General features: G+C 67.6%; 25 protein-coding genes. 17 read left to right on the forward strand and 8 right to left on the reverse strand.

What is annotated here, in order from left to right; all coding sequences use genetic code 11:
* Positions 1 to 13 precede the first annotated feature (13 nt).
* Both L3Q65_RS44535 and mnmA read left to right on the forward strand, forming a co-directional pair.
* Positions 14 to 1,210: a cysteine desulfurase family protein gene (locus L3Q65_RS44535; protein ID WP_182892244.1), complete on the forward strand. Its 1,197-nt coding sequence runs from the start codon at positions 14 to 16 to the stop codon at positions 1,208 to 1,210.
* 3 nt (positions 1,211 to 1,213) lie between these two features.
* Positions 1,214 to 2,308 carry a tRNA 2-thiouridine(34) synthase MnmA gene (gene mnmA / locus L3Q65_RS44540; RefSeq protein ID WP_237598324.1) on the forward strand — a complete coding sequence of 365 codons (1,095 nt, stop codon included), beginning with the start codon at positions 1,214 to 1,216 and terminating at the stop codon, positions 2,306 to 2,308.
* A gap of 4 nt (positions 2,309 to 2,312) precedes the next feature.
* Here the strand turns inward: mnmA and L3Q65_RS44545 are convergent, their stop codons facing one another.
* The 4 genes from L3Q65_RS44545 to L3Q65_RS44560 form a co-directional block, all read right to left on the reverse strand.
* The gene (locus L3Q65_RS44545) at positions 2,313 to 3,590 is read right to left on the reverse strand and encodes a DUF222 domain-containing protein (protein WP_237598325.1); all 1,278 of its coding nucleotides are present in this window, start codon (positions 3,588 to 3,590) and stop codon (positions 2,313 to 2,315) included.
* 152 nt (positions 3,591 to 3,742) lie between these two features.
* The gene (locus L3Q65_RS44550) at positions 3,743 to 4,138 is read right to left on the reverse strand and encodes a GNAT family N-acetyltransferase (RefSeq protein WP_220507515.1); all 396 of its coding nucleotides are present in this window, start codon (positions 4,136 to 4,138) and stop codon (positions 3,743 to 3,745) included.
* Between the two features lie 100 nt (positions 4,139 to 4,238).
* Positions 4,239 to 5,282: an MBL fold metallo-hydrolase gene (locus L3Q65_RS44555; RefSeq protein ID WP_182892240.1), complete on the reverse strand. Its 1,044-nt coding sequence runs from the start codon at positions 5,280 to 5,282 to the stop codon at positions 4,239 to 4,241.
* 104 nt (positions 5,283 to 5,386) lie between these two features.
* Positions 5,387 to 5,890, reverse strand: coding sequence for a hypothetical protein (locus L3Q65_RS44560; protein WP_237598326.1), 504 nt, complete (start codon positions 5,888 to 5,890; stop codon positions 5,387 to 5,389).
* A gap of 193 nt (positions 5,891 to 6,083) precedes the next feature.
* On the opposite strand from L3Q65_RS44560, the gene L3Q65_RS44565 reads away from it, so the two are divergent.
* The 6 genes from L3Q65_RS44565 to L3Q65_RS44590 all read left to right on the forward strand — a co-directional run bounded on the left by L3Q65_RS44565 (position 6,084) and on the right by L3Q65_RS44590 (position 11,420).
* Positions 6,084 to 6,239: a hypothetical protein gene (locus L3Q65_RS44565; RefSeq protein ID WP_237598327.1), complete on the forward strand. Its 156-nt coding sequence runs from the start codon at positions 6,084 to 6,086 to the stop codon at positions 6,237 to 6,239.
* On the forward strand, positions 6,232 to 7,266 hold the full coding sequence (locus L3Q65_RS44570; RefSeq protein WP_237598328.1) for a methionine synthase: 1,035 nt from the start codon (positions 6,232 to 6,234) through the stop codon (positions 7,264 to 7,266). Before L3Q65_RS44565 ends, L3Q65_RS44570 begins: the two co-directional genes overlap by 8 nt.
* Positions 7,267 to 7,338: 72 nt before the next feature.
* Entirely contained in the window at positions 7,339 to 8,043 is a 705-nt protein-coding gene (locus tag L3Q65_RS44575; protein ID WP_237598329.1) for a hypothetical protein, read from the forward strand.
* Positions 8,044 to 8,054: 11 nt separating this feature from the next.
* Positions 8,055 to 10,214 (forward strand): NAD-dependent DNA ligase LigA, encoded by a 2,160-nt coding sequence (gene ligA, locus L3Q65_RS44580; RefSeq protein ID WP_182892236.1) that lies wholly within the window; start codon positions 8,055 to 8,057, stop codon positions 10,212 to 10,214.
* Complete coding sequence (locus L3Q65_RS44585) at positions 10,207 to 10,701, forward strand: GNAT family N-acetyltransferase (protein ID WP_182892235.1); 495 nt, start codon at positions 10,207 to 10,209, stop codon at positions 10,699 to 10,701. Before ligA ends, L3Q65_RS44585 begins: the two co-directional genes overlap by 8 nt.
* A 317-nt stretch (positions 10,702 to 11,018) precedes the next feature.
* A complete protein-coding gene (locus tag L3Q65_RS44590) occupies positions 11,019 to 11,420 on the forward strand; it encodes a PASTA domain-containing protein (protein WP_237598330.1) in 402 nt (133 codons plus the stop codon).
* 240 nt (positions 11,421 to 11,660) lie between these two features.
* Here L3Q65_RS44590 and L3Q65_RS44595 read toward each other — a convergent pair whose 3' ends face one another.
* On the reverse strand, positions 11,661 to 12,314 hold the full coding sequence (locus tag L3Q65_RS44595) for an amino acid-binding protein (protein ID WP_037367388.1): 654 nt from the start codon (positions 12,312 to 12,314) through the stop codon (positions 11,661 to 11,663).
* 221 nt (positions 12,315 to 12,535) lie between these two features.
* On the opposite strand from L3Q65_RS44595, the gene gatC reads away from it, so the two are divergent.
* Genes gatC through L3Q65_RS44615 form a run of 4 tightly spaced genes read left to right on the forward strand, consistent with a single transcriptional unit; the run spans position 12,536 to position 16,370 of the window.
* The gene (gene gatC, locus L3Q65_RS44600; protein WP_037811790.1) at positions 12,536 to 12,835 is read left to right on the forward strand and encodes an Asp-tRNA(Asn)/Glu-tRNA(Gln) amidotransferase subunit GatC; all 300 of its coding nucleotides are present in this window, start codon (positions 12,536 to 12,538) and stop codon (positions 12,833 to 12,835) included.
* The gene (gatA, locus tag L3Q65_RS44605) at positions 12,832 to 14,349 is read left to right on the forward strand and encodes an Asp-tRNA(Asn)/Glu-tRNA(Gln) amidotransferase subunit GatA (RefSeq protein ID WP_182892233.1); all 1,518 of its coding nucleotides are present in this window, start codon (positions 12,832 to 12,834) and stop codon (positions 14,347 to 14,349) included. Before gatC ends, gatA begins: the two co-directional genes overlap by 4 nt.
* Positions 14,346 to 15,851 (forward strand): Asp-tRNA(Asn)/Glu-tRNA(Gln) amidotransferase subunit GatB, encoded by a 1,506-nt coding sequence (gatB, locus tag L3Q65_RS44610; RefSeq protein WP_182892232.1) that lies wholly within the window; start codon positions 14,346 to 14,348, stop codon positions 15,849 to 15,851. Before gatA ends, gatB begins: the two co-directional genes overlap by 4 nt.
* Entirely contained in the window at positions 15,852 to 16,370 is a 519-nt protein-coding gene (locus tag L3Q65_RS44615) for a hypothetical protein (RefSeq protein WP_182892231.1), read from the forward strand.
* Positions 16,371 to 16,745: 375 nt separating this feature from the next.
* Here the strand turns inward: L3Q65_RS44615 and L3Q65_RS44620 are convergent, their stop codons facing one another.
* On the reverse strand, positions 16,746 to 17,954 hold the full coding sequence (locus L3Q65_RS44620; RefSeq protein ID WP_182892585.1) for a sorbosone dehydrogenase family protein: 1,209 nt from the start codon (positions 17,952 to 17,954) through the stop codon (positions 16,746 to 16,748).
* A gap of 58 nt (positions 17,955 to 18,012) precedes the next feature.
* Between L3Q65_RS44620 and L3Q65_RS44625 the strand changes: the two genes are divergently transcribed.
* The gene (locus L3Q65_RS44625; protein WP_182892230.1) at positions 18,013 to 18,921 is read left to right on the forward strand and encodes a 2-hydroxyacid dehydrogenase; all 909 of its coding nucleotides are present in this window, start codon (positions 18,013 to 18,015) and stop codon (positions 18,919 to 18,921) included.
* 105 nt (positions 18,922 to 19,026) lie between these two features.
* Positions 19,027 to 19,602, forward strand: a complete 576-nt coding sequence (locus tag L3Q65_RS44630) for a DoxX family protein (protein ID WP_182892229.1) — start codon at positions 19,027 to 19,029, stop codon at positions 19,600 to 19,602.
* Between the two features lie 604 nt (positions 19,603 to 20,206).
* On the opposite strand, the gene ilvD is transcribed toward L3Q65_RS44630, so the two are convergent.
* A complete protein-coding gene (gene ilvD / locus L3Q65_RS44635; protein WP_182892228.1) occupies positions 20,207 to 22,051 on the reverse strand; it encodes a dihydroxy-acid dehydratase in 1,845 nt (614 codons plus the stop codon).
* Between the two features lie 72 nt (positions 22,052 to 22,123).
* Complete coding sequence (locus L3Q65_RS44640; protein ID WP_237598331.1) at positions 22,124 to 22,705, reverse strand: PH domain-containing protein; 582 nt, start codon at positions 22,703 to 22,705, stop codon at positions 22,124 to 22,126.
* A 324-nt stretch (positions 22,706 to 23,029) separates the two neighbouring features.
* On the opposite strand from L3Q65_RS44640, the gene L3Q65_RS44645 reads away from it, so the two are divergent.
* From L3Q65_RS44645 to ilvC, 3 genes are read left to right on the forward strand one after another with little or no spacing between them, the layout of a single operon-like run.
* Entirely contained in the window at positions 23,030 to 24,916 is a 1,887-nt protein-coding gene (locus tag L3Q65_RS44645; RefSeq protein WP_237598332.1) for an acetolactate synthase large subunit, read from the forward strand.
* Positions 24,913 to 25,419 carry an acetolactate synthase small subunit gene (ilvN, locus tag L3Q65_RS44650; RefSeq protein ID WP_009074017.1) on the forward strand — a complete coding sequence of 169 codons (507 nt, stop codon included), beginning with the start codon at positions 24,913 to 24,915 and terminating at the stop codon, positions 25,417 to 25,419. The genes L3Q65_RS44645 and ilvN overlap by 4 nt, the downstream gene beginning before the upstream one ends.
* A 42-nt stretch (positions 25,420 to 25,461) precedes the next feature.
* Positions 25,462 to 26,475, forward strand: coding sequence for a ketol-acid reductoisomerase (gene ilvC, locus L3Q65_RS44655; RefSeq protein WP_009074019.1), 1,014 nt, complete (start codon positions 25,462 to 25,464; stop codon positions 26,473 to 26,475).
* Positions 26,476 to 26,538: the final 63 nt, after the last annotated feature.

Here is a 26,538-nt window from a genome sequence, read left to right on the forward strand (position 1 = left end):
CCCTGATAGAGCGATGACCTATCTCGACCATGCGGCAACGACTCCGATGCTGCCCGAAGCCATTGCGGCGATGACTGAGGCTTTGTCCACCGTGGGCAACGCCTCTGCGCTGCATTCTTCGGGCCGTCGAGCTCGGCGGGCCGTCGAGGAAGCGCGCGAAGTGATCGCCGCCGCTCTGGGGGCGCGGCCGTCGGAGATTATCTTCACCAGCGGCGGTACGGAGAGTGACAACCTCGCTGTCAAGGGCATCTTCTGGGCTCGCCACGGCGAAGACTCGGCCCGACGTCGCGTCCTTTGCAGCACGGTCGAGCATCACGCAGTCCTCGACACTGTCGAGTGGCTGGAGCAGCACTCGGACGCCGAGATCACCTGGCTCGAAGTCGACGACCAGGGCCGTGTCTCGCCGGAAACGCTGCGCGCGGCGATTGAATCGGCACCGGAGACTGTTGCCCTGGCGACGGTGATGTGGGCGAACAACGAGGTCGGCACTGTCAATCCGGTCGCTGCTCTCGCCGAGGTCTGCAACGAGTACGGGATCCCACTGCACACCGACGCCGTCCAGGCGGTCGGAGCAGTTCCCGTCGACTTCACTGCTTCCGGTGCCGCAGCACTCACGCTGACCGGCCACAAGCTTGGCGGGCCGTATGGCGTCGGTGCGCTTCTTCTCGACAGGGATACCTCATGCGTCCCTGTTCTCCACGGTGGTGGCCAGGAACGCAGTGTTCGCTCGGGCACTCTCGACGTCCCGGCGATCGCTGGGTTCGCCGCTGCCGTGCAAGCGACGATCAGCGGTCGAGCGGAGTACGCGGACCGAGTTGAGAAGCTGCGCGATGAGCTCGTTGCTGCGGTCCTGCGGGAAGTCCCGGACGCGATTCTTAATGGTCGCGACGGCGAGCGTTTGCCGAGCCACGCTCACTTCACTTTCCCCGGCTGCGCGGGCGACAGCCTGCTGATGCTCTTGGACGCGAAGGGCATCGAGTGCTCCACCGGCTCGGCATGCACCGCTGGTGTCGCGCAGCCAAGTCACGTCCTCCTGGCAATGGGGGCGGACGCAGCCGCGGCTCGCGGTTCGCTTCGATTCTCGCTTGGCCACACGTCGACGCTGGACGACGTGCACACGCTGGCTCGCGAGATCGGTGGCGTCGTCACCCGTGCCCGACAGGCCGGCCTCGCCGGCATGCGCAAGCAGACGCAGAAGCAAGAGGTGTAAAGCATGCGGGTATTGGCCGCAATGAGCGGAGGAGTCGACTCGGCCGTCGCCGCCGCGCGTGCAGTGGACGCCGGCCACGACGTCGTGGGAGTGCACCTGGCGCTTTCAGCGCAACCTGGCACGCTGCGGACAGGTTCCCGCGGCTGCTGCACCATCGAAGATTCGCACGACGCCCGCAGGGCTGCGGACATCCTCGGTATCCCGTTCTACATCTGGGATTTCGCGGAGCGTTTCACCGAAGAGGTCGTTGAGACGTTTGTCGGCGAGTACGCCGCCGGCCGCACGCCCAACCCTTGCGTGACTTGCAACGAGAAGATCAAGTTCGAGGCGCTTCTTGAGAAGGCACTCGCTCTCGGCTTCGACGCTGTTGCGACCGGTCACTATGCGCGCCTGGCGACCGTTGACGGCGAGTTGGAACTTCGCCGCAGCGCGGACGAAGGCAAGGACCAGTCGTACGTACTGGCTTCACTGCAGCCAGAGCAGCTGCGTCATGCGATGTTTCCGCTGGGCGACTCCTGGAAGTCGGATGTGCGTGCCGAGGCGGAGCAGCGTGGGCTTTCCGTTGCGCGGAAGCCGGACAGCCACGACATCTGCTTCATCCCTGATGGCGACACCAAGAAGTTCTTGGAGAAGCGGCTCGGCGAACGTCCCGGCGAACTCGTCGATGCAGAGACGGGCGCGGTGCTTGGGCATCACACTGGCGTGCACGGATTCACCGTGGGCCAGCGGAAGGGTCTCGGCATCGATGCGCCGGCAGCTGACGGGCGACCGCGGTATGTCCTTTCGCTTGAACCTGTTTCGGGCACGGTGAAGGTCGGGTCGTCGGCAGACCTCGGTGTCCGGGCCATCGACGCGGACCGGGCGATCTGGCCGAGCGGGCGAGCATTGGACGGCCCGACCGAATGCACCGTCCAGGTTCGCGCGCACGGAGGCATTGCCGATGCCGTCGCCGAAGCGGAAGAAGACGGACGGGTCTCCATCCAGCTGCGAGAGCCGCTGCGAGGTGTGGCACCTGGCCAGGTCGTTGTCCTTTATCGGCAAGACGACCAGGCTGGTGACCTTGTGCTCGGGAGCGCCAAGATCTCTGGCACGCGCTGATTCCCTATGCGCCTAGCCGTTCCTCGCCAGGTTGTTCCGGCGTGGACTGTGGGTCGTGCAGTGGCGGAGGCGCGCTCTCAGCCGTCTCGCCTGTCGGCGTCGTGACGATCAGCTTCCCGTCCTGCATGACCTCGTAGCTCCAGTCGGCTCGATTCTTGAGACGGCGGTGGCGTAGGCAGTAACTCAACGTCGAGTCTGCGTGTGCGGAGTCAGTCCCGGTCGGTTCCGTGAGGCAGTTCTGCGCGGGCCGCGGGCAGCCAGGCTGTCGGCATTCACGGTCGCGGACCCGCACGAACTCGTCGACATCGATCTTCGGCCGGTACCGGAACTTGCCGACCTCGATCACTTGCCCGGTCAGCGGATCAGTGATGACCCGGCGGACGATCGTGTCGGGACCCGTCGCGATGTGGCGCGCGAGTTCGGCGGGGATATGACCGTGGCCAGCCAGCTCAGCAGGATTGTCGTTGAGATTTAGATATGTCTCCAGATCGACATAGAGGTACACCTCGGTTTGCTCTGGAACGCCGCCCTTGCCGCTGAGCAGCAGATCGATCGCGACGTCAGCGCGTAGCTGGTCGAGAGTGCGCTTCTCGTCCCCTGTCTTGAGCGACCGCGCGATTTTGTCGACGCGGAGGTAGGCCGCTGCAGCTTTGTCAGTCGAGGCGTTGTCGACGGAGAACCGCGAGATGCCTTCGCTCTGGTGTTGCAGGATGACGCGACGCTCAGCTTTCCGCTGAGCCAGCCGGTTCATCGCGCCATCCGGGTCGATTTTCGTTGCGGCGTAGGCGGTAGCCTTGCGGACTTGGGTCGGGTTCTTGTCCTCCAGTCGGTGTTCGAGCAGATAGTCGACCATCCGGGCATGGCGATCGGACAGGTGGCTGGTGCCGTCGGTGACTTTCATCGCGCGATAGAGGTCGAACTTGCCCTGATCCATCAGCCGGAAGGTTCGAGGCAGACGCTGGGCCAGGGCCTCAGCGGCATCGATCATCGCTCCGGCTCGGGTATCGGTGACATGCAAGGCAATCGCGAGCTCGCACGCCAGTTCGTGCGGGTCTGATCTTCGTCTTCGTATGCCAGCCATGCAATGCAACTGCAACGCCTGCAAGCGCGCGATCTGCCGGTTCGCGTCCTTTACCGCCGCCATCAGCTGGTCTGGCTGCAGACGATCAAAGAGGCTGAGGTTCGCGTGCATGGTGCGAAGCAGGAAGGCGAGGTCTGCGGTTTCGGTGGTGTTGTTGTTGGTCTGGTCGGCATGCTCTGCCGGTGTGGTCGACTGGCTCATGATCGTCACGATACGCATTGATTCGAGCACAGTCAGCTAAATTGCACGAAGGGACCCATCGTGCAATAGCTTGGCTTCTGCGTGGCAACTCTGGCACGGTGAAAGCGGGGTCATCGAGCGTGCGGACGGTAGCAGCTGCTGGAGGGGAGTGATCAGAGATGCAGCTTGAAACCCGTGTGACTCGCGACGAAGCCCAACCGTTCGTAGAAGCGGTGCGCTGCCGTCCTCGTGGTGTCCGAAGTGAGCTGGACCAGGTTGCAACCCCGTCGTCGTGATTCGTCGATGGCCCACTGCACGAGTTGTGCGCCCATGCCTGAGCCGCGGTGATCGCGGTGGACGCGGACAGCTTCGATTTGCCCGCGAAGCGCTCCGCGCCGTGCGAGGCCGGGGATGATCGTCAGCTGAAGTGTGGCTACCGGCCGGTCGTTTGACGTTGCGACGACCAGCAGCTGATTTGGGTCTGCAGCAATGGTTTTGAACGCTTGCAGGTAGGGCTCCAGATCAGCTGGCGAGTCGCGGGTTGCTCCCAGTTGGTCGTCCGCAAGCATCTGGACGATCGCTTCGACATCGTCGGCTCGCGCTCGTCTCACAGTGATAGGAGGCACGGCGAATCAGTATTCCATTGAGCGAGTGCTGTGCGGTCGGTCGCTACGTGGTCTTGTAGCGGCGAATGCCGTCGACGTTTTCAGCCGCGAGCTTGTTCTGTGAAACCAGCAGGTCCAGGTGTGCGCCGGTCTCCAGGACGGCGAGCATCTGATTGAAGGCGTCCATTTCGGACAGCTTGCGGCCGCGGCGGGTCCAGCCGAGGCGGCTCGCAGCTTCGAAAGCAGTGCTTGCTCCGGCTTCGATCTGAGCCGTCATCGTTTCGAGACGTTGCCGGTGGTGTTCGAGAAGTTCGTCGATGCGGGCATGCACGCTGCCGGTGACTGGGCCGTGAGCCGGCAACATGCGCCGGTCCGGCATGCCCCGAACCAGGCGGAGGGAGTCGAGATAGTCGTTCAGCGGCAACTCAGCCGGAACCGGCTGGAAGCCGATCGACGGAGTGATGTGCGGGAGCACGTGGTCGCCGGAGAACAACAGGTTGGCTGCGCCGTCGACGAAAACCACATGTCCGTTGGTGTGTCCTGGGGTGTGGACTACGTCGAACTCGCGGTCGGGCAGCACCGCCCGTCGGCCGGGCGTCAGCCATTCGTCCGGCTCTTCCCAAAGATTCGCCTCGGTGTGGCGAGGTTCCGAACCGAACAGCTTGCTGAGCGCGGTGATGACCTCGTGCCCGTCGCTTAGGCGAAGGAGGTCGAGTTGGGCTTGCATGGGGAACTGGTTCGGGTTGGCGCTCGCGTCGAGTGAAGGCTGCTCGAGCTTGCCGAGGGCGATCCGGTTGCCGAATTCGCGCCGAAGCGCGACTGCCTGTGTGTAGTGGTCACGGTGGACATGGGTGATGAGGAACTCGCGGACATCTCCGAGCTCGGCGTCGATCGCCTTGAGCGCGTCGGCCAGCAGCTGGCGAGATTCGGTGAGGGCCCACCCCGAGTCGACGAGCACGAGGTTCGTGCCGTCGGTGATGGCGTAGACGTTGACCGCGCGCAGGGCGTCGTTCGGGAGAGGCAAGGGGATCCGGTAGACGCCCGCAGCCACTTCGTAGACCCCGGGATCGGCCCAGTTCGAGTTACTGCCTTCGGGCAACGGCTCCACGGCGACCTCCGTCCAGGCGGGACCTCGGCGTCCCGGACTTTCCTTACATTGGGCCGTATTTCGGTCGCTGTCCACCTGGCGGGGCTGAGACACCGGTCACGTGATCAGCCGGGTCGCGCGGTGAGCGCGAGGTCCATAGTCAACGTTGTCGCGACGAGCATGCTGGCCAGCGGCTCGGGGACCTGCTGCGGGATCTCTGCGAGGCAGGCGTTGCCGCTGATCGGCGAAAGCTCCGGCGACGGAACTCCGACTTGGGCGACCTCGGTGCCGGCTGGGTCTTCCACTGTGACTTCCCAGCGTTGCCGGCCACTGGCGATGACGGTGGCGATCGTCTTGCCTTCGGCGCGAAGGGTGAAACGGACGCGGCCTGCGTCGGTCGGGACGATCTCGCCGATCGGTGTCCCGTCCGCGCGGGTGACCACGAAGCGGGCCAGCGGGTCCTTCGAAGGTTTCTCGACCTTGAGGACAGTGCTCTGGTTCGCGTCGCGGACCTCGAACCTGCGGCTGACGTGCTGGTCGGATTTCCACAGATGCTGAATGACCCTGTGCAGAAAGCTGGGCGTCGTGACGGCTACGCCGCCAATGTGGAAGCCGTGGCGGTCGAACACGCCGTACTCCTGGCCGGCGGCGGTTGGCCGCGCCTCTCGGCTGACGTAAAGGAGCGGCTCTGTGAAGAGAGTCCGCTCAAAGGAGCGGCTTGAAGCCCGGCGGCCCGGTGTTCCGGGCATGCTGCCCCGATGCGGCTCCCGGGCGGTGGCGTCACCGGGTGTTTTGCCGGGCGGTGTCGGGGCGGAGCTGGTCATGACGATCCAGACTAACGCGGTGACCGCGAATTCGGTGCAGGCAAAGGGATATGCGGCGAATGTCCGGCTATTGCCGCGCGGCTGGGTGAAGCTTGTCCACAGGGGCGGTGCTGACGCCGCCCGTACGTTCCGCGACAATCCGGCCTGTGAGTGAACGACCTTGGCCCGCGGGCGCGGCGACGGGAATCGGGTCAATGCCGGGGACCGATCCCGTCGAGGCCGCCGCCGTGGTGTTCGGAGAGCTTCCCGGCTTCCCGTATGTGCCCGAATTGCCGGCTCGCGGCGTCGGTGCCGACCTGGTCGGCCGTACCGCGGCGTTGCTCGTGGACCTCGCGGTCGAGGTTGTGCCCAGCGGCTACCGCGTCGCCGGGCGGCCCGGTCACGACCATCGTCGTGGGCGTGACCTGCTCCAGTGGGATCTCGACGCCGTCCAGGCCGCCCGCGAGAACACTGGTGCGCCGGCCGTTCTCAAGACCCAGATCGCCGGGCCCTGGACGCTCGGCGCTGGGATCGAGCTTGCCCGCGGACATCGGGTGCTCACCGACCGCGGGGCGTTGCGGGACTTCGCCGCGTCGCTGCTCGACGGGCTCGCCCAGCACGTCGCGGAGCTGACTGCGAGGACTGGCGCGCCGGTGGTCGTGCAGCTCGACGAGCCGTCGTTGCCTGCTGTTCTCGCTGGAAAACTGCCGACTCCATCGGGATACGGCAACGTGCCGGCGGTACCTGAGCCTGAGGTTCGGGAGCTGCTCGCGACGACGATCGAACGGATCGGCGCGCTGACTGGGCAGCCGGTGATCGTCCACTGCTGCGCTCCGCGCCCTCCGATCGCGCTCTTCCGTGCTGCGGATGCTGGGGCCATTGCGTTCGACGTCAGCATGCTCGCCGGTGCGTCCGCCGAGCTTCTGGATGAGATCGGCGAGGCTTGGGACAGCGGTATCTCGTTCTTCCTAGGGCTTGTACCAGCCACGGACCCGGTGACGGCTCCGAGCCTGAAGGACTTAGCGTCGCCCGCGCTCAAGCTCGTGGACCGGCTGGGATTCAACCGTTCAATCCTGGCCGAGCGTGCTGTTCCGACGCCTGCATGCGGTCTGGCCGGTGCCACTAACGAGTGGATGCGCCGGGCTCTCGCTCTTAGTCGCGACCTGGGCAAAGGGTTCGTGGAGCCGCCCGAGAACTGGTGATTTCGCGGACGTGCCGCTGTCGTGGCGCGTACCGTGGCTGGCGAAGAGAAACAACCGGGGGAATTCCGAATCATGCGTTTGTTCCGTCGTCGCCGCTCGGAAGCCGAGGCCGCGCCGCCAGATCCCCGTACGCCATGGCCTGAACAGCAGGTGCCGTCCGACGCCGCCGCTGCGGCAGCCGCGTTCTGGGAAGGGTGGTACGACCTTCTGCCCGAGGTCAGTGCCGCGCTGGGCGAAGGCGAGCCGCATCGGGTCGAGCATGACCTGTGTGTGCTGGTCGAGACGTTGCATCCGCGGCTGCACTTCTCGCTCGAACGCGGCCGGACCGCCATTTACGCATTGGTCGTCAGCGGACAGGAAGATCCGGAGCTGCGCCCGTACACCGACGCGTGGAAAGCGGCTGGACCGCCGGACGACGCGATCTGGGAGTACCACGATTCGGTGCCTCCGGTCCCGGACCCGACCGAGGTGACGGTGAACCTGGGCGAGCATCGGATCTCGCTCGCCGACGTCCGGGTTGTCGCACAGGTGGACGACGGCGTGGTTGACGTCGCGGTCCATCATCCGGCTTTTGCGGAGCTGGACGAGGCTTCCCGCACCACGATGACATTCCTGCCGCTCGACGCGACGTTGGGCGAGCGCCTGGCCGCCGAGCGGCTTCGCCGGGTCGAGACCGCTGAGGCGGTGCCGGAGGGCACGATCGATCTGCTGGAGTTCCGGGAGCTGGTCCGCGGGCTGACGGAGCAACCGGACGAAAGTGTCGGTGCCTCCGGCTAGGCTCACCACCTGTGAGCAGCACCGACCTTCCCCAAGACCAGGTGGCCGTGGAGGCCGCCCAGGACGTGACCGACGTACCGGCCGACGTGCGCGAGCGGCACGGCGCGCTTGCCGAGGAGATCCGCGGCCATCAGTTCCGGTACTACGTGCTGGATTCGCCGATCGTCTCCGACGGCCAGTTCGACGCGCTCCTCGGCGACCTCCAGGAGATCGAAGACGAATATCCGGCGCTGGTCACGCCGGATTCGCCGACCCAGAACGTCGGCGGCACGTTCTCCACCGAGTTCACCGCGCACGACCACCTCGAGCGCATGCTGAGCCTGGACAACGTCTTCGACACCGACGAGTTCCTCGCCTGGGTCGAACGGGTCGAGAAGGAAATCGGGTCCACGGAGTACCTGGCCGAGCTGAAGATCGACGGCCTGGCCATCAACCTGCTCTACGAAAACGGCAAGCTCACCAGGGGGCTTACCCGCGGCGACGGGCGTACGGGCGAGGACGTCACGCTCAACATCCGCACCCTCGATCAGGTGCCGGACCAGCTCACCGGCACCGACGAGTTCCCGGTGCCGAAGCTCGTCGAGGTGCGCGGCGAGGTCTACTTCCGCGTCGAGGACTTTCTTGAGCTGAACGCGAAGATGGTCGAGGCGGGCAAGCCGCCGTACGCGAACCCGCGGAACACGGCTGCCGGGTCGCTGCGGCAGAAGGACCCGAAAATCACCAGGGAGCGCCGGCTGCGGCTGATCTGCCACGGCCTCGGCAAGCGCGACGGTTTCGAGCCGGTTACGCAGTCGCACGCCTATGACGCGTTGGCGGCTTGGGGATTGCCGGTGTCGCCGCACACGCGAGTGCTGCGGACGGGCAAGGAGCTCACCGATCACATCGCCTATTGGGGTGAACATCGGCACGACGCCGAGCACGAGATCGACGGTGTGGTGATCAAGGTCGATCAGGTCGCTTTGCAGCGCCGGCTCGGCACCACGTCGCGTGCGCCACGGTGGGCGATCGCGTACAAATACGCGCCGGAAGAGGCGATCACGACGCTGCTCGACATCCAGGTCGGCGTCGGACGCACAGGACGGGTCACGCCGTTCGCTGTCACCGAGCCAGTCAAGGTCGCGGGCTCGACGGTCGCGCGCGCGACGCTGCACAACCAAGAGGAGGTCAAGCGCAAGGGCGTGCTGATCGGCGATCGGATCGTGATCCGCAAGGCCGGCGACGTGATTCCCGAGGTGCTCGGCCCCGTCGTCGACGCGCGGACCGGTGACGAGCGCGAATTCGTGATGCCCACCGAATGCCCGGAATGCGGCACGGAACTCGCTTATCAAAAGGAAGGCGACAAGGACATCCGGTGCCCGAACACCCGGTTCTGTCCTGCGCAGCTGCGGGAACGGCTGTTCCACCTCGCTGGCCGCGGTGCGTTCGACATCGAGGTGCTCGGGTATGAGGCGGCGGTCGCACTGCTCGACGCCAGGGTGGTCGCCGACGAGGGCGACGTCTTCGACCTCACCGAGGAGGCGCTCGCCGAGGTGGAGTTGTTCCGCACCAAGGCCGGCGACCTGTCGGCGAACGCGCGGAAGCTTCTGACGAACCTCGATTCGGCGAAAGACCGTCCGCTGTGGAAGGTGATCGTCGCGCTGTCGATCCGGCATGTCGGGCCGACTGCGGCACAGGCGCTCGCGCGCGAATTCGGCTCGTTGCAACGGATCGAGGACGCGAGCGAGGAGGAGCTCGCGGACGTCGACGGCGTCGGCCCGACCATCGCGCACGCCGTGCAGGAATGGTTCGAGGTCGACTGGCACCGGGAAATCGTCGAAAAATGGCGACGGTCCGGGGTTCGGATGGAGGAAGAGCGCGACGAGTCCATCCCGCGGAATCTCGAGGGCTTGTCGATCGTGGTGACCGGTTCGCTGGACGGGTTTTCCCGTGACGAAGCGAAGGAAGTCATCATGGCGCGGGGCGGCAAGGCCGCGGGGTCTGTGTCGAAGAAGACGGCGTTCGTCGTAGTGGGCGATGCTCCCGGGTCGAAGTACGACAAGGCTGTGCAGTTGAAGGTGCCAGTGCTGGACGAGAACGGGTTCCGTGCGTTGCTGGAGCGCGGCCCGGAAGCGGCCGCGGAATTGGCGCTCGACACCGGTGCGGACGAGGAAGCTGAGGGCGGCGATGAGTGAGGTGGAGATCCGTCCGGCGCGGCCGGATGAGTTCGAGGCGCTCGGCGAGGTGACTGTCGAGGCTTACCGGATCGAGGGTTTCTTCGACACGGACGCGGCATACGAGGCGAAACTTCGTGACGTGTCGGGACGTGCTGAGCACGCTGAGTTGCTGGTCGCGGTCGGTCCGGACGGACAGGTCCTTGGCTCGGTCGCGATCGTTCAGCCGGGGAGCGAACTGTCCGAGATTTCCCGGCCGGGGGAGTTGGAGTTCCGCATGCTCGCGGTCGCGGAGGCGGCGCGCGGGCGAGGGGTCGGGGAGGCGCTCACCCAGGCGGTGCTGACTCGGGGCCGGGAACTCGGCGTCGACCGGGTCGTGCTGAGCAGCCTCGACGTGATGCGGAAGGCGCACCGGCTCTACGAGCGGATCGGGTTCCGGCGCTTGCCGGGGCGGGACTGGCATCCGCATCCGGGGGTCAACCTGATCGCCTACGAGTACGGCTTCTGACCTCTCGTTACTGCAGGTCAAAGACTTTTGCCGGTTTTTGGCGAAAGCGTGGGACGGGGGTTGCCGCCGGTTTTCGCCGTTGAGTGGCGACGGTTTGGCGAACCCGCGCCGGCTTTCGTCAGGTACTGGTGGGCGCTTTGGCGGTGCTGGCGGTGAGCGTGTGTAGGGCGGGAGCGGTCAGGGACGTCGCTTGCGGACGGTTGCGCGCGCGTCTGTTTGGCGAGATTCGACGGGGTACGGGCTGTAACGACTAGATGTCTGACTTCGACTCAAGCTGTCACGCGTGAAGTACCGACTCGTACCGAGGAAGCGTGATCATGGCGAAGTTCGTTCAATCCGCAGTACCGGTCGTTGGCGTTGCCGCGTTTCTTGCTGTTGCGTGCAACGCGGCACCGCAGCCTGGTGGCACCTCAACGACAGTCACGATCGAGACCGTGACTGCGACGGCAGCCCCGTCAGCGACAGCGACCGTGAGCGCGCCGGCCAGCGCTGCGCACTCGGCGACGATCAAAGTCCCTGACGTGTCCGGCATGAACCATCAGGACGCGCAGGACGCCATGCAGGCGGCTGGGCTGTACAACCTGCGAGAGGTCGATTCGTCCGGGAAGAAGCGGATGATGATCATCGATCGGAACTGGTGTCAGACCGGGCAGGATCCCAAGCCTGGAACCGTGGTTTCTGCTGACACGGTCGTCACCCTCTTTGCCGACAAGTGCTGATCGCGCGGCGCACCCAGGGGAATCGGTAGCCGTTAGCGGGCAATGCCAGCTTCTTGAGGGAGATTGTCTGCGCTTGAGGACAGTCGAAGGCGACTGAACTCAAGTGCAAAGAACGACCGAGTCAGCCTTGAATCGATGCTGGCCGCGGCGTTCGACCGGCCGATTATCGGCAACCGAGATCGGCCAGACGCTTAACTCGATCGCCTTCAAAGCTTCAGGACAGCTGACCCAAGCCTTGGGTCACCCGTCCAGAACCACCGCGACGATCCCGGCGAAGTGCGCCAGCCGAGCGACTTCCGCGGCACGGAAGTTGGGCCCGCCCGGCCGGGCGACGAGCATCGCCTTCCCTGGTTTGCCCAGCGGAGTAGCGGCCAGTTCGGTGCCGAGCTCCTTCCACGTTTCCGGAACCCACGAATCCTCGCCGTCCAAGACCGTCGCGCGCTCCAGCGGCAGCCATGGCAAGTCCGTGAACGGGTTCTCCGGCGCCGCGCTCGACGAAGCCAAGCGGCGAGGTCCCGATTCCGAATGTTCGACGATCACCGCCCACCCGGCGCGGATGATCTTCGGCACACCTTCGGCGAGCAAATCCAGCCCGGCCTTCGGCTGCGCGGCGATCTCCTCGACCAGTTCGAGCTCGCGATGGGTGTCGAGGATGCCCGCGTACGGCCGCACCGCGTCGACCTCGACGCCTTCCACGCTCTCGGCCGCGGTGATCAGCGCGTCCGGGAGCCGGCCCGACGGGAGTTCGACCACCAGGTCGTCGATCGCGAGCCCGCCGCCGCGTTCCACCACGTCCACGCTCAGGATGTCGGCCCCGACCGTGCCGAGCGCGGTCGCGACCGCGCCGAGGGTGCCGGGGGAGTCCGGTAGCTGGACCCGGATCAGGAACGACACCACGCGCCCCTCTCGCCTCAGGCGTCCCAGCCCTGTCGTGGGACGCGCTTGCCGGGCGCCGATTGTGACAGACCGGGTACCCGCGGGGGCCCGCTGTCCGGCAAGCGGGACGCCCTGCCCGGCGCCCGCGGCCCGATAACCCGGTCGAACCGTCCGACGCCGTCACCATAGACTTGCAGCTTCCGAGAGCACCCGCACAGCACACCCCGGGAGTCACCCGCGTGCCCAACATTTCCCGAGACGAGGTCGCACACCTCGCCAGGCTGGCCAGGCTGGCCGTGACCGACGACGAGCTGGACGTTTTCGCCGGCCAGCTCGACCAGATCCTGGACTCGGTCGCGAAGGTCAGCGAAGTCGCCGAGGAGGACGTCCCGCCGACCTCGCACGCCGTGCCGCTGACGAACGTCTTCCGCGAGGACACCGTCCGGCCCAGTCTCGAGCAGCAGGACGCGCTGGCCGCCGCGCCGGCCGCCGAGGACGGCCGGTTCCGGGTGCCGCGGATCCTGGGAGAAGAACAGTGAGCGAACTCGTCAAGCTGACCGCCGCCGAACTGGCGGCGAAGATCCACTCGCGCGAGGTGTCCGCCGTCGAGGTCGCGCAGGCGCACCTGGACCGGATTTCCGCGGTGGACGACCACGTGCACGCATTCCTGCACGTCGACACTGAAGGCGCGCTCGGCGCGGCCAAGGCTGTCGACGAGCAACTGGCCGCGGGAGAGCAGCCCGCGTCGCCGCTGGCGGGCGTCCCGCTGGCGCTGAAGGACGTGCTGACCACGAAGGGCATCCCGACGACCTGCGGGTCCCGCACGCTCGAAGGATGGCTGCCGCCGTACGACGCGACCGTCACGCGCAAGTTGCGCGAAGCGGGCGTCGTGATCCTCGGCAAGACGAACATGGACGAGTTCGCGATGGGCTCCTCCACGGAGAACTCGGCGTACGGCCCGACGCACAACCCGTGGGACCACGCGCGCATCCCGGGCGGTTCGGGCGGTGGCTCGTCCGCGGCGATTTCGGCGTTCGAAGCGGCTCTCGCGATCGGCACGGACACTGGCGGCTCGATCCGCCAGCCCGGTGCTGTCACCGGCACAGTGGGCGTGAAGCCGACGTACGGCGGTGTGTCGCGCTACGGGCTCGTGGCGTTCTCGTCTTCGCTCGATCAGGCCGGGCCGTGCGCGCGTACGGTGCTTGACGCCGCACTGCTGCACGAAGCGATCGCTGGCTACGACCCGATGGACTCGACATCCATCAACGCGCCGGTGCCCCCGGTTGTGGCCGCGGCGCGCGAAGGCGCTAAAGGCGATCTGTCCGGCGTACGCGTCGGCGTCGTGAAGGAGTTCGGCGGCGACGGTTACCAGGCAGGCGTGCTGCGGTCGTTCGAGGCTGCCGTGGAGCAGCTTCGCGCTCTCGGCGCCGAAGTGGTCGAGGTGTCGTGCCCGCACTTCACGTACGCGCTGCCCGCGTACTACCTGATCGCGCCGAGCGAAGCGTCGTCGAACCTCGCGCGCTTCGACGCGATGCGGTACGGCCTGCGCGTCTCGGACGACGGCGAGCACAGCGCCGAAGAAGTGATGTCGCTGACCCGCGAGAAGGGCTTCGGCGCTGAAGTGAAGCGTCGCATCATGCTCGGCACGTACGCGCTTTCGTCGGGCTACTACGACGCGTATTACGGCTCCGCGCAGAAGGTGCGCACGCTCATCACTCGCGACTTCACGCAGGCCTTCGAGAAGGTCGACGTGCTCGTGTCGCCGACGACGCCGACCACGGCGTTCAAGCTCGGCGAGCGCGTGGACGACCCGATGGCGATGTACCTCGCCGACCTGTGCACCATCCCGTCGAACCTCGCGGGCAACGCCGCCATGAGCGTCCCGAGCGGACTGTCCGACGAGGACGGGCTGCCGGTCGGCCTGCAGATCATGGCCCCGGCGCTCGCCGACGACCGGCTGTACCGCGTCGGCGCCGCGTACGAGGCCGCGCGCGACGCCGCTGCCGGCGGCTCGCTCGTGCACCAGGCTCCGGAGCTGGGAGGAACGAAGTGACTGCCGTGGCCGAGTTGATGGACTACGCCGAGGTCATCGAGCGGTTCGACCCCGTGCTCGGGCTCGAGGTCCACGTGGAGCTCAGCACGAACACGAAGATGTTCTGCGGCTGCGTCAACGAGTTCGGCGGCGAGCCGAACACCAAGACGTGCCCGACCTGCCTTGGGCTGCCCGGTTCGCTGCCGGCCGTGAACGGCAAGGCGGTCGAGGGCGCGATCCGGATCGGTCTCGCGCTCAACTGCGAGATCGCGGAGTGGTGCCGGTTCGCCCGGAAGAACTACTTCTACCCGGACATGCCGAAGAACTTCCAGACGTCGCAGTACGACGAGCCGATCGCGTTCGACGGCTACCTCGACGTGACACTGGACGACGGTGAGGTCGTGCGCGTCGAGATCGAGCGCGCGCACATGGAGGAGGACACCGGCAAGTCGCTGCACATCGGCGGCGCGACCGGGCGAATCCACGGCGCCGAGCACTCGCTGCTCGACTACAACCGCGCCGGCGTGCCGCTGATCGAGATCGTGACCAAGCCGATCACCGGCACCGGCGAGCGGGCGCCCGAGGTGGCGCGCGCGTACGTCACCGCACTGCGCGACCTGCTGCGGGCGCTCGACGTGTCCGACGTCCGCATGGACCAGGGCTCGCTGCGCTGCGACGCGAACGTGTCGCTGATGGCCAAGGACGCGACGGAATTCGGCACGCGCACCGAGACGAAGAACGTCAACTCGCTGCGCAGCGTCGAGCGCGCGGTGCGGTACGAGATGACGCGCCAGGCGGCGATTCTCGCCGAAGGCGGGTCGATCCGGCAGGAGACGCGGCACTTCCAGGAGGCCGACGGCACCACGTCGTCTGGTCGTGCCAAGGAAACCGCGGAGGACTACCGGTACTTCCCGGAGCCCGACCTCGTGCCGATCGCGCCGTCGCGCGAGTGGGTCGAGGAGCTGCGCGCGACGCTGCCGGAGATGCCGTGGGAGCGGCGCAAGCGGATCCAGGAAGAGTGGAAGCTCTCCGACGAAGCGCTGCGCGACCTGCTGAACGTCGGTGCCGTCGACCTCGTCGCTGCGACGGTCGAGGCTGGCGCGACGCCGGACGAGGCGCGCGGCTGGTGGGTCAACACGCTGGCGCAGGAAGCGAACACGCGCGAGGTCGAGCTGACCGAGCTGGCGATCACGCCGGCGCAGGTCGCCGAGGTGATCGGGCTCGTATCCTCCGGGGAGCTGACGAACAAGCTCGCCAAGGAGGTCGTGCAGGGCGTTCTCGCGGGCGAAGGTTCGCCGCGCGAGGTCGTCGAGAAGCGCGGCCTGAAGGTCGTCTCCGACGATTCGGCGCTGCTCACCGCTGTCGACGAAGCCCTGGCCGCGCAGCCGGACATCGCTGACAAGATCCGCGGCGGCAAGGTCGCCGCGGCGGGCGCGATCGTCGGCGCGGTCATGAAGGCGACCAAGGGTCAGGCCGACGCCAAGCGGGTGCGCGAGCTGATCATCGAGCGCGTCGGTTCCTGAGTGGCTTTTTCGCTTCGACGCGTCACCTGGCGCGAGTGGCTCGGCCTGGCGGCCGGGCTGCTCGCGGTCGGGTCGACAGCCTTGCCTTGGACTGTGTTGTCGGCAGACACCGCGACGTCCGACGTCCGCGAAGCATTCGGGACGTTGCCGCACAGCGACGTCGTGCGCACGGCATGGAATTCGGATCTCTTCTCGTGGGGTCCGCCGCTGCTGCTGGCCGTGGTCGGTCTTGCGGTGGTGCTGTTCGGGCAGGTCACCAAGGCACGGGTGAGCGGGTTGCCGCAGTTGTGGCTGGTGGGCGGCCTGGCGACGGTGTTGCTGATGGTGATCGGCTGGACGACGCTGGACTGGGTTTTCGACAGCGATCAACGGGCGTTCCTGGACGCTGCTGGGGTGTCGATCTCGGGCGGGCTCGGGCGGTATCTGGGGATGGCATTCGCGGTCGGCTCGGTCGTGGTGGCGATAGTGGACATCCGGGCGGCTCGTGCGGAGAGCCGGGCTCCCCGTCGTCGCCGCTGAACGGCGACGCGGGTCGGTCCTGGCTGGGCTTCTGCCAGATCTGCCGCTCAGTGGCGACGGGGCCTCTCGTCGACTGGCTTCGGCGGGTTCGCTGCTAGCTGGCCACAGGCCCCTCGGATCGAGAGTTGGCCCTTGTCGGATTGGGCGTTGAGCGGCGACTCATGCCCAGTGGGGACCCGGCCTGGTGGATTCGCCATTTAGCGGCGACGCTGGCTGGGCCGTCATGTCGGTCGGGAGCGCTGGGCACGGCAAGGGTGCGGTTCGAGTGGAAGCAGAATGTCGTGTGGCCGGCGTCAGGCTGTCGCCGCCAAGTGGCTAACCGCAGGTCAGCCAGTCAATTGAGCCTGGGAAAGGCTCGGCTCGGTGTGTCCGGCGTCAGTCCTTGCCCGGACCGCCGCCCGTGTCGCTCACCACGATCAGGACCACGCGGTCGTCACTGGAGACCGGTTTGCCGCCGTCCTTGTTGACGGTTCCGGCGACGGCCAGTTGAGGGTTGATCATGCTCATGGCGGAGAGCCGGCCGTACGTCGTGGCGGCCTTGCTTTTGCCGTCGAGGGTGACCGTCGGCTTGCCGGTGACCGCGCCGTCCTTGTTGACCGGCACGTTCTGCATGCCGGTGGACGACGCGATGCCGAGGATGCCGTTCGCGTCGACGAAATCGACGCAGCCGCCTAGGGACGGCTTGTCCTGCCAGGTCCACGCGGGTGTGCTGAGCGGCTGTCCGGGCTGGAGGCGGTACACGGCGTCCGGGCCGCTGGCTGGGTGATCGGTCACCCACGTGCGCTTCCCGTCGGACGAACGGCAGATGCCACCGGGGGAGTGCAAGCCTGCGGCATAGACGGCGGACCCGGACGTGGGATTGCCGGTCGCTGGCTTCCCGGAGACGTCGATGCGCAGGACCTTGCCTGCCAGGGAATTCGGGTCCGCGGCCGCGGCAGGATTGCCTGCGTCGCCTGTCGCGACGAGCAGTGCGCCGCTTCCGTCGCTGGCCAGCGCACCGCGGTTGCCGGTCGGGCCCTTCGGGATTCCGGTCAGCACCGGCTTCGGAGCCTGGCCCTTCGCGAACCGCACGACTCGGTTGTCCGACGCCGTGGTGATGTACGCGAAGACCAGTTGATCCTCGACATAGCTCGGCGACAGCGCCAGGCTAGTGAGACCTCCGTCGCCGTCGGCCTGGACGTCCAGTTGCGCGAACGACGTCGCGTCATGGCCCGAGCCGGCCAGCATCACCCGGCCGGTTTTCCGTTCACCGGCGAGAGCGGCGGGCGCGGATCCTTCGCCGGGAAGTCCGGCGACGGCGGCGACTGTGTCCAGGCAGGTGGCGATGACGGCCTTGTCGAAGTCCTTGCAGCCCTGCGGAGGCGGAACCGGCGAGGGCGGCGCTTGCGCGGGGCCATTGCGGGGACCGCTGCCGGGGCCGTCGCCGTGCTCCTGGACCTGCGGCGGCGATTCCGGGCTCGGCACCGGCGCGGGGGTGAACGTCTGGCCGGCGGCGGTGTCGTCGAACCGGGCGCAGCCGGAAAGCACGAGGCCGCCGCAGGCGAGGAGGGCCAGCGGCGCCGACCACCGGTACCGGGTACGCATGATGCCCCAGCCTAGGTGGGGCGGCGTGAGCCACTCGTAAGTGGTTACCGTGGTGATCATGACAGTCACCGTGCTGGTCCCGGACGACGAGGGCGTCGCCGTGCTGTCCGAAATCCCCCTCGTGCACGCGGTGCGTTACGAATGGGGCCGTCCGTTGCCGCCAGAGGCCGCGAAAGCCGAGGTGCTCGTCCCGGCCATGGATTCCGCGGGCGACGACATCTGGAGTGATCTGCCGAACCTCAAGCTGGTGCAGCTCCTGACCGCGGGCGCGGAGGACTGGGTCGGCCGCGTCCCGGACGGCGTTCTGCTGTCCACCTGTCGCGGTGCGCACAGCGGCAGCATGGCGGAGTGGGTCGTCGGCGTGCTGCTGTCGATGTACCGGAATCTGGACGTCTACGCGGCGGCACAACGAGCGGGACGCTGGGAGCAGCTGCCGTCCGACACGTTGCAGGGCCAGCGCGTGCTGATCGTCGGGGCCGGGGACGTCGGGCGGCAGTTGCGGCGGCGGTTGGAGCCGTTCGACGTTCGCTGCACGATGGTCGGGATGTCGGCGCGTGAGGGCGTGCACGGTGTCGATGAGTTACCGGAGCTGCTGCCGCACCACGATGTGGTGGTCATGATGGTCCCCCTCACGTCGCGGACGCGGGGCATGGTCGACGCTGATTTTCTTGCGGCGATGCGTGATGACGCGGTACTGGTCAATGCTGCCCAAGGGCCTGTCGTGGTTACTGACGCGCTGGCGGCGGAGCTGACGGCCGGAAGGCTTCGAGCCGCGCTCGACGTGACCGATCCCGAGCCGTTGCCGGACGGCCATCCGCTGTGGACAGCGCCCGGTTTCGTGCTGACGCCGCATGTGGCCGGAGCGGTGCGGGGCGTCCGGCGGCGCGCTTATTTGGTGGCTGCGGCGGAAATCGCCCGGTACGCTGGCGGAGAGCTACCCGGCAATCTCGTGCGCGGCGAATACTGATCATCTCCCGGATGTCTGCCCGGCACTCAGGGTGAACCCTGAAAGAGCCCCTGACCTCGGCGTGCTCGCTCGCGGGTCACGGCTGAATCCCCTAATCTTCGCCGCGTGACCACTCAAGGGGACGACTACCAGACCAGCGTGCTGTCCGGTGTCGAGGACTCTGCCGGCAACGACTACGACGAACCGCGGCAGGGCGGTCTCGGCTTCGGCCTGCTCGTCTTGCGCCTGGGGCTCGGCGTGATCATGGGTGCGCACGGCCTGCAGCATCTGTTCGGCGCTTTCGGCGGACCGGGCGTCGGCGGGTTCGCGCACGTGCTCGAGATGTTCGGGTACCACAAACAGACGACGCTGCTGTCGTGGATCACCGGCATCACTGAGGTCGCGGGCAGTGCGCTGGTGATCGTCGGCCTGTTCACGCCGCTCGCTGCGGCGGGGCTGCTGGGCGTGGCCGCGAACATCGTCTACGCGAAGTTCCACGGCGGTTTCTTCCAGGGCACCGGCCAGGGCTGGGAGTACGAGCTGCTGCTGGGCCTGTGTGCGCTGACGCTGATCTTCACCGGCGCGGGCACCATCTCGCTGGAGCGGAACACGCCGTGGCGGAAGCGGCCGTTGCCGCTGGGGCTCATCTCGTTGCTGCTGGCTGCGGCTGCGTCTGTGGTCGTCATCGTTCTGACTCGCTGACCTGGTCCGAGCCTGTGCCGCTGACTGCGCGGAGCCGGTCGGAGGCGACGGCGAGGTTGACGGGGTGCCGGTCGTTGAGCGGGTCGTTCCGGTGTTGCCGTTTAGCGGCGAATGCCTGGTCGGGGCCGCAATCCGGGGCTCGGGGCTGGCGGGATTCGGTTCGTGAGCGGCGACGGCCGACGTGGATTCGGCGGCTGGAGTTCGAGGATCGGCGTGGGCGGACGGGCCGTGGCCATGGGGCGGCGACTCGTGTCGAGCGGGGTCCTGGGCTGGCGAAAGGGAGCGTTCGCCGTTTGGCGGCGAATGGTGCGGGCCGGGCACTTCGGGCTGGACGGAGCGACTATTCGACGTTGAGTGGCGGTTCGCCTTGATCGAGGTCCTTGGGCCCGCTGGGGGAGCGTTCGCCGCTTAGTGGCGAATGCTGCGGACCCGGGGACTCTGGCTGGCCGCGGCGACCGTTGTCCGTTGCGCGGCGAATCGTGTCGACCGGGACCGGGCGACAGCGCAATCTGAGATTTCAGCGGCGGGAGCCAGCCAGGCGCGACACGGAAAAGGGGCCCGCGCACCATGCGCGGGCCCCTTCCGGCAGAAGCGAACAGCAGGATCAGCGGTTCGGGTCCCGGACCGCGCCGGTGTCGGCCGACGTGGCCATCCGGGCGTAGGCCCGCAGCGCCGCGGTGATCGGGCGTTGCCGGTCCTTCGGCTGCCACGGACGTTCCGAAGCTTCCATCTTCGCCCGCCGTTCGGCCAGGATCTCCGGTTCGACCAGCAGCTCGAGCCGGCGTTCGTGGACGTCCAGGACGATCTGGTCGCCGTTCTCCACCAGGCCGATCAGACCGCCCGCGGCGGCTTCCGGCGAGATGTGGCCGACCGAGATGCCCGAGGAGCCGCCGGAGAAGCGGCCGTCGGTGATCAGGGCGCATTTCTTGCCGAGGCCGGATCCCTTGAGGAACGCCGTCGGGTGCAGCATTTCCTGCATGCCGGGGCCGCCTGCCGGGCCCTCGTAGCGGATGACCAGCACCTCGCCTGGCTGGATCTCCTTCTTGAGGATCGCCGACACGGCTTCCTCCTGGCTTTCCAACACCCGCGCCGGGCCCTGGAAGTGCCAGAGGTCCTCGTCGATGCCCGCGGACTTGATCACGGCGCCGTTCTCGGCCAGGTTGCCGCGCAGGATCGCGAGGCCGCCGTCCTTCGTGTAGGCGTGTTCGACGTCGCGGATGCAGCCGCCGGCAGCGTCGGTGTCCAGCGACGACCAGCGGTTTTCCGTCGAGAACGCCTGCGTGGTCCGGACCCCGCCCGGTGCGGCGTGGAACAGCTCCAGCGCCTTCTCCGACGGAGACTCGGCGCGGATGTCCCACTCGTTCAGCCACGTGGCGATGTCTGGCGCGTGGACCGCGTGCACGCCGGTGTTCAGCAGGCCGCCGCGGTACAGCTCGCCCAGGATGGCGGGGATTCCGCCGGCCCGGTGGACGTCTTCCATGTGGTAGTCGGAGTTCGGGGCGACCTTCGACAGGCACGGCACCCGCCGCCCGATGGCGTCGATGTCGCTGATCGTGAAGTCGACCTCGCCCTCCTGCGCGGCGGCGAGGATGTGCAGCACGGTGTTCGTCGACCCGCCCATGGCCATGTCGAGCGCCATCGCGTTCTCGAACGCCTCCTTCGTGGCGATCGAACGCGGCAACGCGGACTCGTCGTCGGAGCCGTACCAGCGCTTGCACAGCTCGACCACCGTGCGTCCGGCGTTGGAGAACAGCTCGCGCCGGGCCGCGTGCGTCGCGAGCGTGGAACCGTTGCCCGGCAACGACAAACCCAGCGCTTCGGTGAGGCAGTTCATCGAGTTCGCGGTGAACATGCCGGAGCACGAACCGCAGGTCGGGCAGGCGGAGCGCTCGACCTCGGAGAGACCGGCCTCGTCGATCGCCGAGTTCGCGGACGCCGCGATGGTGGTGATCAGGTCGGTCGGGGCGTGCGCGACGCCTTCTACGACCACCGCCTTGCCGGCTTCCATCGGACCGCCGGAGACGAACACGGTCGGGATGTTGAGCCGCATCGCGGCGTTGAGCATGCCCGGCGTGATCTTGTCGCAGTTGGAGATGCACACCAGCGCGTCGGCCTGGTGCGCGTTGACCATGTACTCCACCGAGTCCGCGATGATCTCGCGCGAGGGCAGCGAGTAGAGCATGCCCGAGTGGCCCATCGCGATGCCGTCGTCGACCGCGATCGTGTGGAACTCGCGCGCGATGCCGCCTGCTTCGGCGACCGCCTCGGCGACGATCTCGCCGAGGTCCTTGAGGTGCACGTGGCCGGGCACGAACTGGGTGTAGGAGTTGGCGATCGCGACGATCGGCTTGCCGAAATCGCTGTCGGTCATTCCGGTCGCACGCCAGAGCGAGCGTGCGCCCGCCGCGTTGCGACCGTGGGTGGTGGTCCGGGAACGGAGGTGCGGCACGGCATTCTCCCAGGTCAGAAGGCTGAACCAGGCGGAGGGGAACTACGGCTCCGCAAACTGGTCCTACCAATTCTACTCGGCTGGTTTGCCGTTGCCGCCGCCGGTCCGCTCCGCGTCGGCGGAAGGCTCCGGCTCAGCGGGCTCGGGAGAAGGCTCCGAAGCGGGTTCCGTGGCGGATTCCTGAGCGGCGTCCGGCGCGGTCTCGGCGGCGGCCGGTTTCCGCCCGCTGAGCTCCTCGTCGCTCAGCACGCCCGACGGGTCCTTGATCTTGCCTTCGCTCACCAGTGCCAGTACCGGAAGGTGCCGCGTCCGCACCGTGGGAAGGCTGACCTGAGTGTCGTCGCCGAGGACCGCTCGCACGCGGGCCTTGTTCGTGATCGCCAGGCCCTTGAGCGACGACCACGGCAGGTCGCGCTTGCCGAAGACGGTCCGGACGTGCAGCCCCTCGCGGGTCGCGACGGTGCGCGTGCGCGCGACGAACACGAGCAGCGCGAGCGGGAAGACGTACAACCACTGGAATCCGCCGATCTCGCCCAGTGCGATCGGTGTCACACAGACGGTCAGCAGACCGATCGCGAGATACGCCGTGGTCGGGATCCGGAACACGGCCTTCCGGCCCTCGTCCGCACGCTGGTCCTGCTGTTTCTTGGCCACGCAGGAATGGTGCACCGACGCCGGGAGTGACCTGCGTCCGGGTCGCGCGCGGGCAGTACTGGCCGTCCACGATGCGGAACCGCCGTCCCGTAGAGTTGACACTCGCCCGGGCGCGCGACTAACGTCGGGGCCGTGATTACGCAGACCGGTCTCGTACTTCCCCAGCGCGCCGACGCTTAGGAAGAGTCCTCTGCGTCGACGCGCGACCCTCGTGCGACCTTACGGTCGGCGGGGGTTTTTTGTTGCGTGAAACCGGTTCCCCGACCGGAAGTACGGCCCAGACAACCCGAACGAGTGACACCGAGAACCCACGAGGCAGAACCGATGACCAGTGCCACGTCGCGCAGCGACGCGAAGCCCGGGCCGACCGCGCCCGGTGTCCCAGGAGCACGTCCGAAGCCCGCCCCGCCGGCGGGTACGCCGGTGCGCGTCACCGGCGCGCAGTCGCTTGTCCGCTCGCTCGAGGCGGTCGGCGCGGAGGTCGTGTTCGGCATTCCGGGTGGCACCATCCTTCCCGCCTACGACCCGTTGCTCGACTCCACGAAGGTCCGGCACGTCCTCGTCCGCCACGAGCAGGGCGCCGGGCACGCCGCCACCGGTTACGCGCAGGCGACCGGCAAGGTCGGCGTCTGCATGGCCACCTCGGGTCCGGGAGCCACGAACCTCGTCACCCCGCTGGCCGACGCCAACATGGACTCGGTCCCGGTCGTCGCCATCACCGGGCAGCAGTCGCGCGGCCTGATCGGCACCGACGCGTTCCAGGAAGCCGACATCTGCGGCATCACCATGCCGATCACCAAGCACAACTTCCTCGTCACCGACCCGGCGGAGATCCCGCGGGCCATCGCCGAGGCGTTCCACCTGGCCGCGACCGGCCGCCCGGGCCCGGTGCTGGTGGACATCCCCAAAGACGTGCTGCAGGAGATGACCTCGTTCTCCTGGCCGCCCGAACTGCGACTGCCCGGCTACCGCCCGACGCTGCGGCCGCACGGCAAGCAGGTCCGCGAGGCCGCGAAGCTGATCGCGCAGGCCCAGCGGCCGGTGCTGTACGTCGGCGGCGGCGTGATCAAAGCCGAGGCGTCCGAGCAGTTGCGCGAACTCGCCGAACTGACCGGCATCCCGGTCGCCACCACGTTGATGGCGCGCGGCGCGTTCCCCGATTCGCACCGCCAGCACGTCGGCATGCCCGGCATGCACGGGTCCGTCGCCGCGGTCGCCTCGATGCAGCGTGCTGACCTGCTGGTCGCGCTCGGCGCCCGGTTCGACGACCGGGTCACCGGCCAGCTGTCCTCGTTCGCGCCGGACGCGAAGATCGTCCACGCGGACATCGACCCCGCCGAGATCTCCAAGAACCGCAAGGCGGACGTGCCGATCGTCGGCGACTGCAAAGAGATCATCGGCGAGCTGATCGACGCGGTGAAGACCGAGTTCGAGCGCGCCCGTCCCGACCTGAGCGACTGGTGGACGCAGGTCGACTCGTGGCGCGAGGACTACCCGGCGGGCTACGAATGGCCCGACGACGGTTCGCTGTCGCCGCAGTACGTCATCGAGCGGATCGGCGAGCTGGTCGGCCCGGACGCGGTGTACGCCGCGGGCGTCGGGCAGCACCAGATGTGGGCCGCACAGTTCGTGAAGTACGAGAAACCGCGCACCTGGATCAACTCCGGCGGCCTTGGCACCATGGGCTTCGCCGTCCCGGCCGCGATGGGCGCGCAGTTCGGCCTCCCGGACACGCAGGTGTGGGCGATCGACGGCGACGGCTGCTTCCAGATGACCAACCAGGAACTCGCCACGTGCGCCATCGAGGGCGCGCCGATCAAGGTCGCCGTGATCAACAACGGCAACCTCGGCATGGTCCGGCAATGGCAGAACCTGTTCTACTCCGAGCGGTACTCGAACACCGACCTCGGCACGCACAAGCACCGCATCCCGGACTTCACGCTGCTGGCCGAGGCGCTCGGCTGCGCCGGCCTGCGCTGCGAGGCCAAGGAGGACGTCGACGCGACGATCCGGCGCGCGATGGAGATCAACGACCGCCCCGTCGTGATCGATTTCGTCGTGGGGAAGGATGCCCAGGTGTGGCCGATGGTCGCCGCGGGCACCGGGAACGACGAGATCATGGCCGTCCGCGGCATCCGGCCGCTGTTCGACGACGACGAGGTTTCGCAGGAAGCTGCCGAGGCCGCCGCCGCGGAGGGAGAGCAAGCATGACTGTCCACACGCTGAGCGTGCTGGTCGAGAACAAGCCCGGTGTGCTCGCCCGGGTCTCCGGACTGTTCTCCCGCCGCGGCTTCAACATCGAGTCCCTTGCTGTCGGGCCCACGGAGAACCCCGAGGTGTCCCGGATGACGATCGTGGTCGCCGTTGAGGAGCTACCGCTCGAACAGGTGACCAAACAGCTCAACAAGCTGGTGAACGTGATCAAGATCGTCGAGCTGGAGGCAGGCAGCGCGGTGCAGCGCGAACTGCTGCTCGTGAAGGTCAGGGCCGACGCCACCGTGCGCAGCCAGGTCCTCGAGACCGTCCAGCTCTTCCGCGCCAAGGTGGTGGACGTCTCGCCGGAGGCGCTCACCGTCGAGGCGACCGGGACGTCGGACAAGATCGGCGCGCTGCTGCGGATGCTGGAGCCGTACGGCATCCGCGAACTCGTCCAGTCCGGCATGGTCGCGGTGGGCCGCGGGGCCCGCTCGATCACCGCCGCTTCTCCCCGCTGAACCTCAGATTTCGTGTAAGTACGGAAGGAAGTAGTACCCCCCATGGCAGTGGAAATCTTCTACGACGACGACGCCGACCTGTCGATCATCCAGGGTCGCAAGGTCGCCGTGATCGGCTACGGCAGCCAGGGCCACGCGCACTCGCTCAGCCTGCGCGACTCGGGCGTCGACGTCCGGATCGGCCTGCAAGAGGGGTCCAAGTCCCGGGCGAAGGCCGAGGAGCAGGGCCTGCGCGTGCTGTCGGTCGCCGAGGCGGCCGCCGAGGCCGACGTGATCATGATCCTCGCGCCGGACACGAAGCAGCGCTTCATCTACGAAGAGCACATCGCGCCGCACCTCAAGGACGGCGACGCGCTCTTCTTCGGCCACGGCTTCAACATCCGGTACGACCTGATCAAGCCGCCGGCCAACGTCGACGTCGCGATGGTCGCCCCGAAGGGCCCGGGCCACCTGGTCCGCCGCCAGTTCGTGGACGGCAAGGGCGTGCCCTGCCTGATCGCGGTCGAGCAGGACGCTTCGGGCAACGCCCAGGCGCTCGCGCTCTCCTACGCCGCGGCGATCGGCGGCGCGCGGGCCGGCGTCATCAAGACGACCTTCACCGAGGAGACCGAGACCGACCTCTTCGGCGAGCAGGCCGTGCTGTGCGGCGGCGCGTCCGCGCTGGTGCAGACCGGTTTCGAGGTGCTCACCGAGGCCGGCTACGCCCCGGAGATCGCCTACTTCGAGGTGCTGCACGAGCTGAAGCTGATCGTCGACCTCATGTACGAGGGCGGCATCGCGCGCCAGCGCTACTCCATCTCCGACACCGCCGAGTACGGCGACCTCACCCGCGGCCCGCGCGTCATCTCGCCGGCCGTCAAGGAGGAGATGAAGAAGATCCTGGGCGAGATCCAGGACGGCACCTTCGCCCGCGAGTGGGTCGCCGAGGACGAGGCCGGACGGCCGAACTTCACGAAGCTCGAGGAGCAGGGCAACCAGCACCCGATCGAGAAGACCGGCAAGAAGCTCCGCGACCTGATGTCGTGGGTGGACCGGCCGATCACCGAGACCGCCTGACCCGTTTCCCTTGAGGAGGCCCTGCTGTCCGTTTGCCGGACGGCAGGGCCTCTTTTCGTTTCA

The sequence above is a fragment of the Amycolatopsis sp. FU40 genome, assembly GCF_021903635.1.
Taxonomy (GTDB): domain Bacteria; phylum Actinomycetota; class Actinomycetes; order Mycobacteriales; family Pseudonocardiaceae; genus Amycolatopsis; species Amycolatopsis dendrobii.